Genomic DNA, 15,842 nt, shown 5'->3' with positions numbered 1-15,842 from the left:
GTAGTCGCTGTGCTCAGAAGGCGGTCGACCCGGGCTTGATCACGCCGAGCACGGCGGCGAGCAGCACGAAGCCCCAGATCGCGAACACGTACGGCTCGCAGCCGCGCAGCGAGGCGCGCAGGTCGCGCTCCACCTCGGGCGTGGAGCCCGTGGCCATGAGCCGCCCGAAGGCCGGGCCGAACGAGCGCAGCTTCCACCGGATCAGGACGCCCGCGAGGATGCAGAGCGCGTACGCGGCGAGCTTGGCCCCGAGCCAGCGCGGGTTCGTGTCCACGCCGAACGGCTCGGTCACGACCATCGTGTACGCGCCGACCGCGAGCAGGCTGCCGCCCAGGCCGTACCGGACGACGAGGTCGAGACGCTGCACGGTCTGGCCGAAGCGGGTCGTCGTGTCGCGGAAGTAGTCGTAGACCGCGATCGCGAGCCAGACGAGGCCTGCCACCCACACGAGCGCCAGCAGGGGCCCGTTCACGAAGAACTCGTCGCCGAGCGGACCCCACGCCATCAACGTGATGCCGCTGGGCAGGAACAGCACCAGGCAGATCCGCGGGGCCAGGTCGACGCCGTGCATGATCTTGAGTGCCGTCCCCCTCGCCTGCGGGGACAGGTCCTCGCGCAGGATGTAGCGGCTGGAGTAGAAGACGCCGAGGTCCCCGCCGAGCCAGTACGCGAAGAGCAGGATGTGCAGGAGGATCGCGACGCTGTAGCCGTTGAACCCGTGCACCGCCTCGACGGCGGCGAGCGGACCGCTCACATCCCGTCCCCGTCCCAGCGGCCGCGCGAACGGCTCCGGACCGGCATGCTCGACAGGATCGGCGCGGGGATCGGGTCGCCCGCCTTCCACGGCCGACCGGCGCCCCAGTTGTGGGCGTTCTCGTCGGTGCGCTCGTCGGCGTGCTCGGTGTCCTTGCCGCTCCAGCCCCAGTCGAGGTTGATGACCTCGCGGGCCGGCTCGGCGTGGTCGTGGTCGTGCGTGTGGTCGTGGTCGTGCGTGTGGTCGTGGTCGTGGTCGTGGCTGTGCCCGTCGCCGTGCCCGTCGTGGCCGCCCTGCAGGTTGTAGGCGTCGAGGGCCTTCGCGAGCGCGATCGCCCCCTTGTCCACGCCGGCGCCGTGGTGCGCGACCGGGGCGTCGTACCGGCCCTGGTCCTTCTGGAACTGCCAGGACGCCGTCAGCTGGCGCATGTCCTCGTCGGTACGCCACGGCTGGGCCATGTCGTGCGTCGAGTGCGCCCAGCGGAGGGCCGGGTGCGGGGTCTCGTCGAGCCCCTCGGGGCCGTAGTTGACGCCCTCGCCGCCCCAGCGGACCCACTCGTTCTGGGTGTACCAGTTGGCGAGCTCGCCGTCGGAGCGCAGCAGCCACGTCGCGCCCCCCTCCATCGTCGTGAAGTGGCCGTGCTTCACCCGCGCCGGGCGGAAGAAGTAGGTGCCGAGGTCGAGCGTGCCGAAGTTGTACTCCATGTGGCCCTGGGTCGTGTAGGCCTCCTCGTAGCACGGGTGGTGCGCGAGGCGGTGGTCCGCCCAGCCCTCCTGGGCGTGCACGAGGCGGGTGTAGAAGCCGGTGACCGGGTCGACGTGGAGGTACTTGATGAAGAGGCCGGGCATCGGGCCGGGGTTGGGCACGGCGTCCCACTGCATCGCCTCGGAGTCGATGACGATGACCTCCTCGCGGGAGTCGTCCCAGCGCTGGGCGCCGGCGAGGGCGTCGACGGGGTCGAAGCCGGCGTCGCCGTACTCGCGGTAGTGGAGGATCTTGGTGCCCTCGGCGATCCGGAGGTAGTCGTTCGGGACCCCCTTCGGGGCGTAGACGTAGCCGCCCTTGCCGATCGTGCGGCCGCCGTAGTCGATCTCGCCCTCGAGCACGTAGTACTCGGTGTTGGCGTGGTGGATGCCCGGACCGCGGCCCCAGTCGGTGTGGAAGTCGACGCGGAGCGAGGACGAGCCGTCCTCCTCGTCGACGGACAGCCGGCGCTCGCTGGCTCGCCCCTCGCCGCCGGGCAGCTCAGCGGCGTGCCAGACGTAGTCGTCTTCCTGGATGAGCTCGACGTGGGGTCGCACGATGCCTCCTCGATGAATGCGGATATGAAAATATACGATATCTGCATTCCGCGACCGTGGGTAGAGGTTCCGTGAGACAGGTCATCCCGATCAGCGATGTGCCGTCGGTCGTGCCACGCTCAGCGGCAGGAGGTGCTGCATGAGCACGCTGACCTTGCCCCCGCTCGCGGTGGTGATGGGGATCTCCGGCGTCGGCAAGTCGGAGATCGGCCACGAGCTCGCCGAACGGTTCGGGGTTCCGTACGAGGACGGGGACGCGTTCCACTCCGAGGCCAACATCGCGAAGATGTCCGCCGGGACGCCGCTGACCGACGAGGACCGGTGGCCCTGGCTGGAGGCGATCGGTGAATGGCTCCACGAGCACGACGCCGGCGGGGGAGTGGTGAGCTGCTCGGCGCTGCGCCGGGTCTACCGCGACGTGCTGGTCGAGGCCGCCCCGCGGATCGTCTTCCTCCACCTGGCCGGTGACCACGACCTCATCCGCTCCCGGATGGAGCACCGCGAGCACTTCATGCCGGTGTCGCTGCTGCAGTCGCAGGAGGAGACGCTCGAGCAGCTCGAGCCCGACGAGAACGGGGAGCTGCTCGACATCACCCCGACGCCGGCCGAGATCGTCGACACGTTCCTCGAACGCACCCACGTCGTCCCCGAGCAGGAGGCACCATGATGAGCGATCCCACCGGCCTGTTCGGACTCCTCGGGACGCAGGAGGCGATCACGCCGGCCGCCGGCACCGCGCAGCTCGTGACGGCGGCGCTGGTCGGCATCGCACTGATCGTCGTGCTCATCGTGTGGCTGAAGGTCCACCCGTTCCTCGCCCTGACGCTGGGCTCCCTCGCAGTCGGCGCCGTCGCGACGATGCCGCTGGCCGACACTCTCGAGAGCTTCACCGCGGGCGTCGGGACCACGGTCGCCGGTGTCGGCGTGCTGATCGCCCTCGGAGCGATGTTCGGCAAGATCCTGGCCGACTCCGGGGGAGCGGACCAGATCGTCGACACGATCGTCGGACGGTCGAGCAAGCGGATGCTCCCGTGGGCGATGGCCGGCATCGGCGCGATCATCGGGCTGCCGATGTTCTTCGAGATCGGCCTCGTCCTCCTGATGCCCGTCATCTACCTGGTCGCCAAGCGCTCCGGGCTCTCGCTCATCGCGGTCGGGCTGCCGACCCTCGCCGGGCTCTCCGCGATGCACGGCTTCGTGCCGCCGCACCCGGGACCGCTCGCCGCGATCGACGTGCTGAGCGCCGACGTCGGCATCACCCTCGGCCTCGGCATCCTGGTCGCGATCCCGACGATCGTGGTCGCCGGTCCGCTGTTCACGATGGCCGCGAACCGCTGGGTCGACATCCCTGCCGACTCCGCCGCGTTCGAGGCGAGCCGCGACACCGAAGGCCGTCGCCCGTCGTTCTGGGTCACGCTCGCAACCGTGCTGCTGCCGGTCGTCCTCATGATGGCGAAGGCGGTCGCGGACCTCCTGCTCGACGAGGACACGGCGCCGTACGCGTTCATGGACTTCGTCGGCGAGCCGCTCGTCGCGCTGCTGCTCGCGGTGATCGTCGCCATGTTCACGCTCGGCGTCGGCTCCGGCATGGGACGTGACGAGCTCAGCTCCACGATCAGCACGTCGCTGCCCCCGATCGCCGGGATCATCCTGATCGTCGGTGCGGGCGGTGGCTTCAAGCAGGTGCTGATCGACACCGGCATCGGCGAGGTGATCGCCGACTTCGTCACCGACTCCGGCGTCTCCGTCGTGCTCGTGGCCTGGCTCGTGGCGGTGCTGATCCGGCTTGCGACCGGCTCGGCGACGGTCGCCACGATCACGGCGGCGGGGATCATGGTCCCGCTCACCGAGGGGATGGCGCAGGGCGAGGTGTCGCTGCTCGTGCTGGCGATCGGCGCGGGCTCGGTGTTCTTCTCCCACGTCAACGACGCCGGCTTCTGGCTGATCAAGGAGTACTTCGGGATGTCGGTGGGCCAGACGATCAAGTCCTGGTCCCTGATGGAGACCGTGCTGTCGGTGTCCGGACTCGTCTTCGTCCTGCTGATGCACCTGGTGGTCTAGTCGCGCGGCGCGCGACGACGCTCCGTGGGCTCGATCATCGTCCACCCGGTCCAGCCGCGCTCCTCCAGCAGCTCGAGCAGCCGCGGCGCGCACGGGAACGACTCGAGGAACGCCTCGTCGAGCAGGGCGACCAGGCCGGGGTCGAGGTCGTGCTCCTCCTCCACGTGGCCGCCCGCCCGCGCGTAGGCCGCGTCGAGCAGACCGGCCAGCCGGTCGGCGACGTCGGCCAGCCGGGGATCGTCGGGGCGGGCGTCGACGACCTCGCCGAGGTCGCGGTACAGCGTCCGCAGGGTCCCGTCGTCGAGCTGTCCCCACTTGCCCTTCATGAGGTCCGGCACCAGGTCGGGCACCTGCGCGGCGATCAGGATCCAGCTGTCGCGCTCGACCTCGATCAACCGCTCCTGGAACCCGAGCTCGCGCAGCCGGTCGAAGTAGGCCACAGCCTCGGGCGGGAGCGCGAGGCTGTCGCCGGCCGCGAGGCGGGCGATCCGCTCCCGGTGCCGCTGCCGCTCCCGGATCTCGGCCCGGAGGCGGCGGTCGATGTCCTCGACCGCCGCCTCGAACTCCTCCGGTCCCGCGGCCAGCAGCTCCTGCACCTTCGACAGCGGGACGCCGGCGTCGGCCAGCGTGCGGATCCGGATCAGCTCGACGACGGCCTGGGCGCCGTACCGGCGGTAGCCCGAGCGGTCGCGCTCCGGCTCCGGCAGGAGCCCCTTCGCGTGGTAGTGCCGGACCGCGCGAACCGTGACGCCGGCGTGGGAGGCCAGCTGGCTGATCGTCAGCATCTCAGGGCTGCTTCTTCACGTCCTGGTCGAGCACGACCCGGTTGAGGGACGCGCGCCACGTCGCGAGGAAGCCGTCGTACGGCGTGGCACCCCGGAGCTGCTCGTCGCAGAAGGCGGCCACGTCCTCTCCCGTCACCTCGAGGACGCGCTTGCCCTCTGCTGCACCAGCCTCGAACGTCGCGAGCACGTCGTCGAGGATAGCGACGATGTCGCTCCCGTCTCCCGAGGTGAACCGCCACAGGTACTTCTTGATCTCCGCGTAGACGACCCGGTAGTCGCGCGGGAGCTCGGCGGCACGCGCCTCCATGCGCTTCCACTGCTTCTTGTCTCCGACGATCTTGGTCAGGAAGCTGCTCATGGTCTTCTCCTTCGAGAGGTGGGGTCAGGCGATCTTGCGGTGGTAGGTCGCGAGGGCGAGGGCGTACGCGACGACGAGGATGCCGACGCACCAGCCGAGGGCCACCCACACGTCGTTGCCGACCGGCTGCTCGGCGAACAGCGCGCGGATGGTGTTGACGATCGAGGTCACCGGCTGGTTCTCGGCGAACCACCGCACCGGGCCGGGCATGCTGTCGGTGGGCACGAACGCCGAGCTCACGAACGGCAGGAAGATCAGCGGGTAGGAGAACGCGCTGGCGCCGTCCAGCGTCTTGGCGGTCAGGCCGGGGATGACGGCCAGCCAGGTGAGGCCGAGCGTGAACAGCGCCAGGATGCCGATCACGGCGAGCCAGGCCAGCACGCCCGCACCGGTGCGGAAACCCATGAGCAGAGCGACGCCGATGACGACCGCGAGCGACACGAGGTTGGCGACGAGCGACGTCAGCACGTGCGCCCACAGCACGGACGAGCGGGCGATCGGCATCGACTGGAAGCGTTCGAAGATGCCGCTCTGCAGGTCGGTGAAGAGCCGGTACGCGGTGTACGCGACGCCCGAGGCGATGGTGATGATGAGGATGCCGGGCAGCAGGTAGTCCACGTACGAGTCCGTCCCGGGGCCGGCGTCGATGGCGCCGCCGAAGACGTAGACGAAGAGCAGCATCATGGCGATCGGTGTGATCACGGTCGTGATGATCGTGTCGGGGCTGCGGGTGACGTGGCTCAGCGAGCGCCCGGTGAGGGTGGCGGTGTCCGAGGCGAAGCGGGTGGTCATCTCTGTCTTCCTTACTTGTCGGTGCCGACGACCGCGAAGAACACGTCTTCGAGGGTGGGCTGCTTCTCGACGTACTCGACGGTGGCGGGCGGGAGGAGCTGCTTGAGCTCGGCGAGGGTGCCGTCGACGATGATCCGGCCCTGGTGGAGGATCGCGATCCGGTCGGCGAGCTGCTCGGCCTCGTCGAGGTACTGCGTCGTCAGGAGCACGGTCGTGCCCTGGCCGGCCAGCTCCTTGACGGCGTCCCAGACCTCGATGCGTGCCTGGGGGTCGAGCCCGGTCGTCGGCTCGTCCAGGAAGATCACCGGCGGGTCGCCGATCAGGCTCATGGCGATGTCGAGCCGGCGACGCATCCCTCCCGAGTAGGTCGCCACCTTGCGGCCGCCGGCGTCGGTCAGGGAGAACCGCGCGAGCAGGTCGTCCGCGATCGCGCCCGGGTTCTTGAGGTGGCGCAGCTTCGCGACGAGGAGGAGGTTCTCCCGTCCGCTGAGGATCTCGTCGACGGCGGCGAACTGCCCGGTCAGGCTGATGGACTCGCGTACCTTCGCCCCCTGCGTCGCCACGTCGTGGCCCTCGACGGTGGCGGTCCCGCCGTCCGCCGCGAGCAGCGTCGACAGGATCCTGACGATCGTGGTCTTGCCCGCGCCGTTGGAGCCGAGCAGCGCGAAGATGCTTCCTCGCGCCACCTCGAGGTCCACGCCCCGGAGCACCTCGTGCTCGCCGTAGGACTTGGTCAGTCCCGCGATCTGGATTGCGTGCGTCGTTGTCATGCGTACAGCGTGGAACCCTGACGCAGCGTCAAGGTCAAGCGCTGATCCGAGGTTTCTCCGCCGGCGTTCGCCCTCGGCGTACAGAGGCGAAATCCGGTGTGAGGCGCAACCACCCCGGGGGTAACGTCGTCGCGTGCTCTGGACCCTCGCGCGGACGTACCTGCGTCCCTACCGCAGCGCGATCGCGCTCGTGCTCGTCTTCCAGCTGGTCGCCACGCTGGCCAACCTCTACCTCCCGGGCCTCAACGCCGACATCATCGACGAGGGCATCGTCAACGGAGACACGGGCTACATCCTGCGCACCGGCGGCGTCATGCTGCTCGTCACCTGCGTCCAGGTGGTCTGCACGATCGTCGCGGTCTACTACGGGGCCCGTACGGCGATGGCGTTCGGGCGTGACCTGCGGGCGGCGGTGTTCGGGAAGGTCGAGACCTTCGCCGCGCAGGAGGTCGCCCGCTTCGGCGCGCCGACCCTGATCACGCGCAGCACGAACGACGTGCAGCAGATCCAGCTGGTCGCGTTCATGGTGTTCGCGCTGCTGGTGGCCGCGCCGATCATGTGCGTCGGCGGCATCATCATGGCCCTGCGGCAGGACGTCGGGCTCTCGTGGCTGATCGCGGTGGTGATCCCGGTCCTCGTGGTCGCGGTCGGCTTCATCATCGCCCACATGCGTCCCTACTTCCGGCAGATGCAGGGCAAGATCGACGTCATCAACCGGATCCTGCGCGAGCAGATCATGGGCATCCAGGTCATCCGCGCGTTCGTCAAGGGCGACTACGAGCGCCAGCGCTTCGCCGTCGCCAACGCCGAGTACCGCGACGTCGCGATCAAGGCCGGGCAGTGGATGGCCCTGATGTTCCCCACCGTCATGCTCGTCATGAACGCCTCGAGCGTCGCGGTGCTCTGGTTCGGCGGCCACCGCGTCGCCGACGGCACCCTCGAGGTGGGGACGCTCACGGCGTACCTGACCTACCTCATCCAGATCCTCATGTCGGTCATGATGGCGACCTTCATGTTCGTGCTGCTGCCGCGGGCGGAGGTGGCCGCCGACCGCATCCAGGAGGTGCTCGCGACCGATCCGAGCGTCGTCAGCGCCCCCGACGCCGACACCGCGCACGTCACCCGGGGCCGGGTCGAGCTGCAGGACGTGACCTTCAGCTACCCCGAGGCGGAGGCTCCCGTGCTCAGCGACGTGGACCTCGTCGCGGAGCCGGGGGAGACCACGGCGATCATCGGGTCGACCGGCAGCGGCAAGACGACGCTGCTCAACCTGATCCCGCGACTGTTCGACGTGACCGGCGGCCGGGTCCTGCTCGACGGCGTCGACGTCCGCGACCGGGCCCTCCCGCAGGTCTGGGCGGCGATGGGTCTGGTCCCGCAGCGCGCGTTCCTCTTCTCGGGCACGGTCGCCTCCAACCTGCGCATGGGCAAGCCCGACGCGACCGACGAGGAGCTGTGGGAGGCGCTCGAGATCGCTCAGGCCCGTGACTTCGTCGAGGCGATGACCGAGGGCCTCGACGCCCCGATCGCGCAGGGCGGGACGAACGTCTCCGGCGGGCAGCGCCAGCGCCTCGCGATCGCCCGTGCGGTGGTGAGCCGCCCGCTGGTCTACCTCTTCGACGACTCGTTCTCCGCGCTCGACTTCGCGACCGACGCCGCACTCAGACGGGCGCTCAGAACGGTGACCGCCGACGCGGCCGTGATCGTGGTCGCCCAGCGGGTCAGCACGATCCGCGACGCCGACCGCATCGTCGTCCTCGACGAGGGCCGCGTCGTCGGGACCGGCACCCACCTCGACCTGATGGAGACCTGCGAGACGTATCGCGAGATCGTGCTGTCCCAGCTGACCGAGCAGGAGGCGGCATGAGCGGCCGCGGCCCCGGCCCGATGATGGGCATGCAGGCGCCGCAGCGCGCGAAGTCGTTCGGCGCCTCCGCGCGTCGGCTGCTCGCGACGCTGGTGCGCGACCGGGTGAGCACCTGGGCGATCCTGGTGCTCGCCGTGATCGGTGTGGCGCTGAGCGTGATCGGCCCGCGGATCCTGGGCCACGCCACGGACATCGTCTTCGACGGCTACGTCGCGAGCACGCTGCCCGACGGGGCGTCCAAGGAGCAGGTCGTCGCCGGGCTCCGCGCCGAGGGCAACGACCGCGTCGCCGACATGGTGCAGGCGATGGACCTGCAGCCCGGCGAGGGGATCGACTTCCACGCCCTGGGGTGGGTCCTGGTCGGCGTCCTCGCGATCTACGTGCTGTCGTCGGTCTTCATGTATGTCCAGGGCGTCGTCACCACCCGGCTCGTCCAGCGGACCGTGGCCGACATGCGCGGCGAGGTCGAGGACAAGCTCGGCCGGCTCCCGCTGTCGTACTTCGACTCCCGCCCCCGCGGCGAGATCCTGTCGCGCGTCACCAACGACCTCGACAACATCGCGCAGTCGCTCCAGCAGACGATCAGCCAGCTCCTCGTCTCGATCCTCACGGTGGTGGGGGTGCTGGTCATGATGGTCACGATCTCGCCGCTGCTGACGCTGGTCGCGCTGGTGACGATCCCGATCGCGGTCGTCATCGCCGGCGCCGTCGCGAAGCGGTCGCAGCCACAGTTCGTCGCGCAGTGGGCGGCCACCGGCCAGCTCAACGGCCACGTCGAGGAGAACTTCACCGGACACGAGGTCGTCAAGGTCTTCGGCCGCCAGGAGCAGGCGCGGGTCGACTTCGACGCCGCCAACGAGCGGGTGTACGACGCGGGGTTCCGGGCGCAGTTCGTCTCCGGGCTCATCCAGCCGGTGATGATGTTCGTCTCCAACCTGAACTACGTCGCGGTCGCCGTCATCGGCGCCGTCCGGGTCGGCTCGGGCGCGATCAGCGTCGGCGACGTGCAGGCGTTCATCCAGTACTCCCGCCAGTTCACCCAGCCGCTCACCCAGGTCGCGTCGATGATCAACCTGCTCCAGTCGGGCGTGGCCTCGGCGGAGCGGGTGTTCGAGCTGCTCGACGAGGCCGAGGAGGTCCCGGACCCACCGGACGCGCTCGCGCCGGAGATCGTGCGCGGGCGGGTGGCGTTCGAGGACGTGTCCTTCTCGTACGACCCCGCGAAGCCGTTGATCGAGCACCTCGACCTCGTCGCCGAGCCGGGCCAGACCGTCGCGATCGTCGGTCCCACCGGCGCCGGCAAGACGACGCTGACCAACCTCGCGCTGCGGTTCTACGACGTCGACGAGGGTCGCATCTCGCTGGACGGGATCGACATCCGGGCGATGGACCGCGACGTGCTGCGCGACAACTTCGGGGTCGTGCTCCAGGACGCGTGGGTCTTCCACGGGACGATCCGCGAGAACATCGCGTACGGCGCGGACGGCGCCTCGGAGGAGGAGGTCGTCGCGGCCGCGCAGGCGGCGTACGTGGACCACTTCGTCCGTACGCTGCCCGACGGCTACGACACGGTGATCGACGACGACGGCGGCAACCTCAGCGCGGGGCAGCGCCAGCTGCTCACGATCGCCCGCGCGTTCCTCGCCGACCCGGCGATCCTTGTCCTCGACGAGGCGACGAGCTCGGTCGACACCCGCACGGAGGCGTTGGTCCAGAGGGCGATGGCGCAGCTGCGCTCGGGACGCACCAGCTTCGTCATCGCCCACCGCCTGTCGACGATCCGCGACGCGAGCCGCATCGTGGTCATGGAGCAGGGGCGGATCGTCGAGCAGGGGACGCACGACGAGCTGCTCGACGCCGCAGGGGCGTACGCGCGGCTCTACCAGGCCCAGTTCGCCGGCGCCGAGATCTGATCCTCAATCCCCGCCACGTCGGTGCGCCCGTGGTCACCGCGCTCCGACGCGTGACCACGGGAGCACCGACGTGGCGCCGTGGCGCGGCTGGTCAGTCGGCCGAGGCGACGTCGCTCGGGACGTGCGCGCCGTGACCGTGATCGACGAGCCGGCTGCGCAGGCGCTCGGCGGCCTCGTCCAGCGACGCGGGGGAGGGGTCCGGGTCGACGGCGGCGAAGCTGAAGTCGTCGAGACCCCACACGGGCCAGACGTGCACGTGCAGGTGGGGGACCTCGAACCCGGCCACCATCGTCCCGACCCGCGGGCTGTCCCACTCGGCCTGCTGGGCGGCGCCGATTCGCTTGGCGACCCGCGTGAGGCGGCCGAGGAGCGCGTCGTCGGCGTCGATCCAGTGGTCGACCTCCGCCCGGGGGACGACGAGGGTGTGCCCGGGGCGGATCGGCCCGATGCTCAGGAACCCGACCACGTCGTCGTCGGCCCACACGAAGCGTCCGGGAATCTCTCCAGCGATGATCTTGGTGAAGAGCGTGCTCATGGCAGCAGTGTGCCGTACGTCGCGGCGAGCGCGGGCCGTCCCGGTGAGCCGCCGCTGAGTTGGAGGCCACGGACGCGGTCTGGCACAATGGATCGCGATTCCGTCTCGCGCTCGAACCCTCTCATTCGGCCGCGTCCGGATCCACGATCAGACGGCCCGTTCCCCACACGGCAGCCGTTGGATCACCACACCACGTTCATTGAGGAGACACCACACCCGTGGCCGTCAAGATTCGTCTGAAGCGGATGGGCAAGATCCGCACGCCGTTCTACCGAGTCGTCGTCGCCGACGCGCGCACCAAGCGCGACGGTCGCGTCATCGAGGAGATCGGCACCTACAACCCCAAGGCCGAGCCGTCGATCATCACGATCGACTCCGAGCGCGCCCAGTACTGGCTCGGCGTCGGCGCCCAGCCGAGCGAGGCCGTCGCCGCGCTGCTCAAGCTCACCGGCGACCTCCAGCGCTCGAAGGGCGAGAAGGCCGAGTCGACCGTCAAGGTCGCCGAGCCCAAGCGCGACAAGGCCGAGGTCTTCAACGAGGCGCTCAAGGCCGTCCACGGCGACGCGAGCACCGAGGCCGTGACCAAGAAGGCCCCGGCCAAGAAGGCCGCCAAGGCCGAGGAGCCGGCGGCCGACGAGTCCGCCGAGACTGCCGAGCCCGCGGAGGCCTGAGCACCGTGATGGTGGCCGAAGTGATCGAGCACCTGGTGGGCGGCATCGTCGACCACCCCGACGACGTCGACGTCACCCCCAAGCAGCTGCGTCGCGGTCTGCTGTTCGAGGTCCGGGTCCACCCCGAGGACCTCGGCAAGGTGATCGGGCGCCAGGGCCGCACGGCCACGGCGATCCGTACCGTTGCCGGCGCGCTCGCCGGCAAGGGCGGGGCCCGCATCGACTTCGTCGACGTCGACCGGCGTCGCTGAGCCGGTGGAGATCGTCGTCGGCCGGGTCGGCCGGGCGCACGGCATCCGCGGCGAGGTCAGCATCGACCTGACGACCGACGAGCCCGAGAGGCGATTCGCCCCGGGCTCGTCGGTCGTGCTGCGTCCGCGGTCCGGTGCCGACCGCACCATGTCCGTCCGGAGTGCGCGTCCCCACCAGGGACGCCTGCTCGTCACCTTCGACGCGGTGCCCGACCGCACCGCCGCCGAGGCGCTGCGCGGCGCGCAGGTCGTCGTCGACGTCGACGCGTCCGAACGCCCGGACGATCCGGAGGAGTTCTACGACCACCAGCTCGAGGGCCTGCGGGTCCTGAGCGGGGGAGTCGAGCGGGGGACGGTCCGCGAGGTGCTCCACCTGCCGGCTCAGGACATGCTCGCCGTCGAGCGTCCCGACGGCGTCGAGGTCCTCGTCCCGTTCGTCGTCGCCCTCGTGCCCGAGGTCGATCTCGAGGCCGGCGTGGTCCACGTCGCCGAGATCGCCGGCCTGCTGGACCCCGAGCAGTCCGAGGACGCCGGGACGCCGCACTGATGCGCATCGACGTCGTCACGATCTTCCCCGACTATCTCGCGCCGCTGTCGCTGTCCTTGCCGGGCAAGGCGCAGCAGCGCGGACTCCTCGACCTCCACGTGCACGACCTGCGCGAGCACGCCCACGACCGGCACCGCTCCGTCGACGACACCCCGTACGGCGGTGGTGCCGGCATGGTGATGCGCGCCGAGCCGTGGGGGGAGGCGCTCGACGACCTGCTGGCGGTGGGGGCGAGCGAGGCTGCTCCTGCAGCGGTGCCCCGCCTCGTGGTGCCGACCCCGTCCGGCCGGCCCTTCAAGCAGGCTGACGCCGAGCGGCTCGCGGCTGAGCCGTGGCTGGCGTTCGCCTGCGGACGCTACGAGGGCATCGACCAGCGGGTGATCGACTGGGCGGGCGACCGGATGCCGGTCGAGGAGATCTCGCTGGGCGACTTCGTCCTCAACGGCGGCGAGGTCGCCGCGCTGGCGGTGATCGAGGCCGTGATCCGGCTCCTGCCCGGGTTCATGGGCAACCCCGAGTCGCTCGCGGAGGAGTCGCACGGCGCCGACGGTCTCCTCGAGTACCCCGTCTACACGAAGCCCGCCCTCTGGCGCGACCACGAGGTCCCGCCGATCCTCCTCTCCGGCGACCACGCCCGCATCGCCGCGTGGCGCCGCGCTCAGGCGGAGGAGCGGACGGTCCAGCGGCGGCCGGACCTGCTGCCGCGCGACGACGCCTGACGCACGGACCGAGGTCAGGCCAGGGTCGAGACGCCCTCGCCCCCAGCCGGGAGGTCGGGCGACGCGGGGGACTGTCCCGTCCCGGGACCCGTGGCAGCGGCGCCGCCGGCCGGAGCGCTCGCCGGGAAGAGACCGCGCCGCTGGGCCGCGGTGACGGCCGCCACGCGGTCGCTGACACCGAGCTTGCGGTAGACGTTCTCGAGGTGCTTGTGCACCGTCCGCGCGGAGATGCCGAGACTGCGTCCGATCGACTCCGCGGTGCGGCTCTCGGCCAGCATCGAGAGGATCGTGAGCTCGCGCGGCGTCAGGCCGACGTCGTCACCGGGCGCCGCGGCCTGAGCCTCCGGTGCCGCGAGGCGCAGCCGCAGGTGCTGGTCGAGCCCGCGGACGAGGTCGTGAAGGGCGCGGGCGCGGGGGAGCGCCCAGCGCGGGAAGGGCTCGTCGCGCACCAGGACGTACGCCTCGAGCCCGGTGTCGGGGTCGTTGCGCAGCGGGAGCGCGAGCTGGTGGAGCCCGACGCCGACGGAGCGGAGCAGGCTCACCAGCGGCATCGGGAGCGTCCGCGTGCTGACGCCGGGGCGCAGCAGGACCTCCGGCTCGACCGACCCGGTGCGGACGTAGTGCAGCAGCAGCGGGTGGGTGTGGGTGAGCGTCTCGAGGCCGTACGGCCAGCGCTCGGTGTCGAAGGCGATGTCGCGGGGGAACCCGTGCAGCGTCAACGCGCCGGTGCGGGCGTCGTACGCGATCCTCGCCCCGGCGTCCGCCCCGAACTCCCGGAGCAGGTGGTCGGTCAGCCGCTGGCGCGCCTCGCCGAGGTCGTCGAGGGTCAGGACGTCCGCAGCGACGCCGATCCACTGCGCGGCGTCGGGCATCCTCCACCTCTTTCGTCTCGTCCCTCTCGGCGAGCGTAGCGAAGGGCGTGGTCCCGGCTGGGCGGCGTGTCACGTGTCGGGAGTCCGCGGGAGCAACGGGCTCCGCGCCGGATGCGACATCGCGACGGCTCGTGTCGCGGCGGGCGTCGCAGCGTACGTACCACTACGTATTCCGTCCCGGGTCGTGGCCGACCTACGCTCGCAGCAGGGCCCGGCACCGCGGTCCGCGCCGGCGTCAGCGGGGGTGATGCCGAGGGGAACGCGGTGCCGGGCCCTGCTTCTGTGCCGATTAACGGGCGCTGGGGCCGGTGTGGCACACTAGGACGTCGGTGCTGGGCTCCGCTGCCACAGGGGTTCCGAGCCTCCGGACCGTCGCTCGCGACGCGTCGCAGCGCCGCTCCGAAGCAATCACCGCGCATGCCGTGGGTGACCTGTGGCACCGACGAGGAAGAGATGAGATGACCAACGTAGTCGATGCCGTCGCGAGCCAGTCGCTCCGTGACGACGTTCCCGAGTTCCGCGCCGGGGACACCCTCAAGGTCCACGTCAAGGTGGTCGAGGGCAACCGCTCGCGCGTCCAGGTGTTCCAGGGCGTCGCGATCCGCATCCAGGGCTCGGGCGTCGGCCGCACGTTCACCGTCCGCAAGGTGAGCTTCGGTGTCGGGGTCGAGCGTACGTTCCCCCTGCACACGCCGATCATCGAGAAGATCGAGGTCGTGAGCCGCGGCGACGTCCGCCGCGCCAAGCTGTACTACCTGCGCAACCTGCGCGGCAAGGCAGCCAAGATCAAGGAGAAGCGCGAGGCCTGAGCAGTCTCGGGGGGAGACTGTGAGCACGCGTGACGGCCGACCGGACGACGGTCGGCCGGACGAGGCACGAGGGACGCACCGGGCAGCCCGCACCGCGGGCGGCCCGGTGCGTCCGCGTCTGCGCCTGGCGGCCGGACGCTGGGGCGACCGGACGATCCCGCTGTGGATGGAGATCCTCGCGCTCCTGCTGGTCGCGCTGCTGCTGTCGCTGGTGGTGAAGTCGCTCTTCCTCCAGACGTTCTACGTGCCGTCGGAGTCGATGGAGCCGACGCTGACCGGCAACCCCGACGGCGACCAGGACCGGATCGTCGTCCAGAAGGTCTCGTACTGGGGGCGCGAGCCCCACCGCGGCGAGGTCGTCGTGTTCCGCGACCCGGGCGGCTGGCTGCAGGCCGGTGACGTCCACGCCTCGACCAACGCCGCCCAGAAGCTCCTGTCGTCGGCCGGACTCTTCCCGTCGGGCGGTCATCTCGTGAAGCGGGTGATCGGGGTCGGGGGCGACACCGTCAAGTGCTGCGACACCGCCGGCCGGATCGAGGTCAACGGCGTCGCCATCGAGGAGCCGTACGTCAAGGAAGCGGCGGCCACCGCACGGACGCCGTTCAGCGTCACCGTGCCCGAGGGGCACCTGTGGGTGATGGGCGACAACCGCGGCAACTCCGCCGACTCACGGGCGCACATCGACGAGGCAGGAGGGGGCTTCGTGCCGGACGGCAACGTCGTCGGCAAGGTGGCCTTCGTCGTCTGGCCCTGGAAGGACCGCGCCGTGCTGCACGACCCCGAGTCGTTCTCCTCGCTCGACTGAGCAGTCGACCGGCTGCGCCCGTGGCGCCAGGG

General features: G+C 70.7%; 18 protein-coding genes. 10 read left to right on the top strand and 8 right to left on the bottom strand.

The annotated features are described in order from the left end of the window. Nucleotides 1–13: 13 nt before the first annotated feature. Together ACQSSQ_RS19350 and ACQSSQ_RS19345 are read right to left on the bottom strand one after the other, a co-directional pair. Complete coding sequence (locus ACQSSQ_RS19350; protein ID WP_431328757.1) at nt 14–754, bottom strand: hypothetical protein; 741 nt, start codon at nt 752–754, stop codon at nt 14–16. Continuing rightward, entirely contained in the window at nt 751–2,055 is a 1,305-nt protein-coding gene (locus ACQSSQ_RS19345) for a DUF4437 domain-containing protein (protein ID WP_431328756.1), read from the bottom strand. Before ACQSSQ_RS19345 ends, ACQSSQ_RS19350 begins: the two co-directional genes overlap by 4 nt. Before the next feature lie 139 nt (nt 2,056–2,194). Here ACQSSQ_RS19345 and ACQSSQ_RS19340 point away from each other — a divergent pair, with 139 nt between their 5' ends. Beyond that, on the top strand, nt 2,195–2,722 hold the full coding sequence (locus tag ACQSSQ_RS19340; RefSeq protein WP_431328755.1) for a gluconokinase: 528 nt from the start codon (nt 2,195–2,197) through the stop codon (nt 2,720–2,722). Then, nucleotides 2,722–4,116 (top strand): GntT/GntP/DsdX family permease, encoded by a 1,395-nt coding sequence (locus ACQSSQ_RS19335; RefSeq protein WP_431328754.1) that lies wholly within the window; start codon nt 2,722–2,724, stop codon nt 4,114–4,116. The genes ACQSSQ_RS19340 and ACQSSQ_RS19335 overlap by 1 nt, the downstream gene beginning before the upstream one ends. Here ACQSSQ_RS19335 and ACQSSQ_RS19330 read toward each other — a convergent pair. The 4 genes from ACQSSQ_RS19330 to ACQSSQ_RS19315 are packed head-to-tail and all read right to left on the bottom strand — an operon-like array spanning nt 4,113 to nt 6,821. Beyond that, on the bottom strand, nt 4,113–4,901 hold the full coding sequence (locus ACQSSQ_RS19330) for a MerR family transcriptional regulator (protein ID WP_431328753.1): 789 nt from the start codon (nt 4,899–4,901) through the stop codon (nt 4,113–4,115). The two genes, ACQSSQ_RS19335 and ACQSSQ_RS19330, sit on opposite strands and share 4 nt — an antisense overlap. A gap of 1 nt (nt 4,902) precedes the next feature. After that, complete coding sequence (locus tag ACQSSQ_RS19325) at nt 4,903–5,259, bottom strand: DUF1048 domain-containing protein (RefSeq protein WP_431328752.1); 357 nt, start codon at nt 5,257–5,259, stop codon at nt 4,903–4,905. Between the two features lie 24 nt (nt 5,260–5,283). Then, nucleotides 5,284–6,051: an ABC transporter permease gene (locus ACQSSQ_RS19320; RefSeq protein ID WP_431328751.1), complete on the bottom strand. Its 768-nt coding sequence runs from the start codon at nt 6,049–6,051 to the stop codon at nt 5,284–5,286. A gap of 11 nt (nt 6,052–6,062) precedes the next feature. Then, entirely contained in the window at nt 6,063–6,821 is a 759-nt protein-coding gene (locus ACQSSQ_RS19315; RefSeq protein WP_431328750.1) for an ABC transporter ATP-binding protein, read from the bottom strand. A gap of 133 nt (nt 6,822–6,954) precedes the next feature. On the opposite strand from ACQSSQ_RS19315, the gene ACQSSQ_RS19310 reads away from it, so the two are divergent. Next, nucleotides 6,955–8,688, top strand: a complete 1,734-nt coding sequence (locus ACQSSQ_RS19310; RefSeq protein WP_431328749.1) for an ABC transporter ATP-binding protein — start codon at nt 6,955–6,957, stop codon at nt 8,686–8,688. Then, complete coding sequence (locus ACQSSQ_RS19305; RefSeq protein ID WP_431328748.1) at nt 8,685–10,601, top strand: ABC transporter ATP-binding protein; 1,917 nt, start codon at nt 8,685–8,687, stop codon at nt 10,599–10,601. The genes ACQSSQ_RS19310 and ACQSSQ_RS19305 overlap by 4 nt, the downstream gene beginning before the upstream one ends. A 91-nt stretch (nt 10,602–10,692) precedes the next feature. Here the strand turns inward: ACQSSQ_RS19305 and ACQSSQ_RS19300 are convergent, their stop codons facing one another. Beyond that, nucleotides 10,693–11,136 (bottom strand): HIT family protein, encoded by a 444-nt coding sequence (locus tag ACQSSQ_RS19300; protein ID WP_431328747.1) that lies wholly within the window; start codon nt 11,134–11,136, stop codon nt 10,693–10,695. A 218-nt stretch (nt 11,137–11,354) separates the two neighbouring features. On the opposite strand from ACQSSQ_RS19300, the gene rpsP reads away from it, so the two are divergent. Genes rpsP through trmD form a run of 4 tightly spaced genes read left to right on the top strand, consistent with a single transcriptional unit; the run spans nt 11,355 to nt 13,324 of the window. Further along, nucleotides 11,355–11,807, top strand: a complete 453-nt coding sequence (gene rpsP, locus ACQSSQ_RS19295) for a 30S ribosomal protein S16 (RefSeq protein WP_431328746.1) — start codon at nt 11,355–11,357, stop codon at nt 11,805–11,807. A gap of 8 nt (nt 11,808–11,815) precedes the next feature. Beyond that, nucleotides 11,816–12,058, top strand: coding sequence for an RNA-binding protein (locus tag ACQSSQ_RS19290; RefSeq protein ID WP_431328909.1), 243 nt, complete (start codon nt 11,816–11,818; stop codon nt 12,056–12,058). A 4-nt stretch (nt 12,059–12,062) separates the two neighbouring features. Next, nucleotides 12,063–12,605, top strand: a complete 543-nt coding sequence (rimM, locus tag ACQSSQ_RS19285; RefSeq protein WP_431328745.1) for a ribosome maturation factor RimM — start codon at nt 12,063–12,065, stop codon at nt 12,603–12,605. After that, nucleotides 12,605–13,324, top strand: coding sequence for a tRNA (guanosine(37)-N1)-methyltransferase TrmD (gene trmD, locus ACQSSQ_RS19280; protein ID WP_431328744.1), 720 nt, complete (start codon nt 12,605–12,607; stop codon nt 13,322–13,324). The genes rimM and trmD overlap by 1 nt, the downstream gene beginning before the upstream one ends. A 14-nt stretch (nt 13,325–13,338) precedes the next feature. Here the strand turns inward: trmD and ACQSSQ_RS19275 are convergent, their stop codons facing one another. Further along, nucleotides 13,339–14,196, bottom strand: coding sequence for a helix-turn-helix transcriptional regulator (locus ACQSSQ_RS19275; protein ID WP_431328743.1), 858 nt, complete (start codon nt 14,194–14,196; stop codon nt 13,339–13,341). 458 nt (nt 14,197–14,654) lie between these two features. On the opposite strand from ACQSSQ_RS19275, the gene rplS reads away from it, so the two are divergent. Both rplS and lepB read left to right on the top strand, forming a co-directional pair. Continuing rightward, entirely contained in the window at nt 14,655–15,005 is a 351-nt protein-coding gene (gene rplS / locus ACQSSQ_RS19270) for a 50S ribosomal protein L19 (protein ID WP_431328742.1), read from the top strand. A 19-nt stretch (nt 15,006–15,024) separates the two neighbouring features. Next, nucleotides 15,025–15,810, top strand: coding sequence for a signal peptidase I (gene lepB / locus ACQSSQ_RS19265; RefSeq protein ID WP_431328741.1), 786 nt, complete (start codon nt 15,025–15,027; stop codon nt 15,808–15,810). Nucleotides 15,811–15,842 lie beyond the last annotated feature (32 nt).

The organism is Mumia spirodelae (genome assembly GCF_050632745.1).
Lineage (GTDB): Bacteria > Actinomycetota > Actinomycetes > Propionibacteriales > Nocardioidaceae > Mumia.
This window is presented reverse-complemented; position numbering and strand designations above follow the sequence as displayed.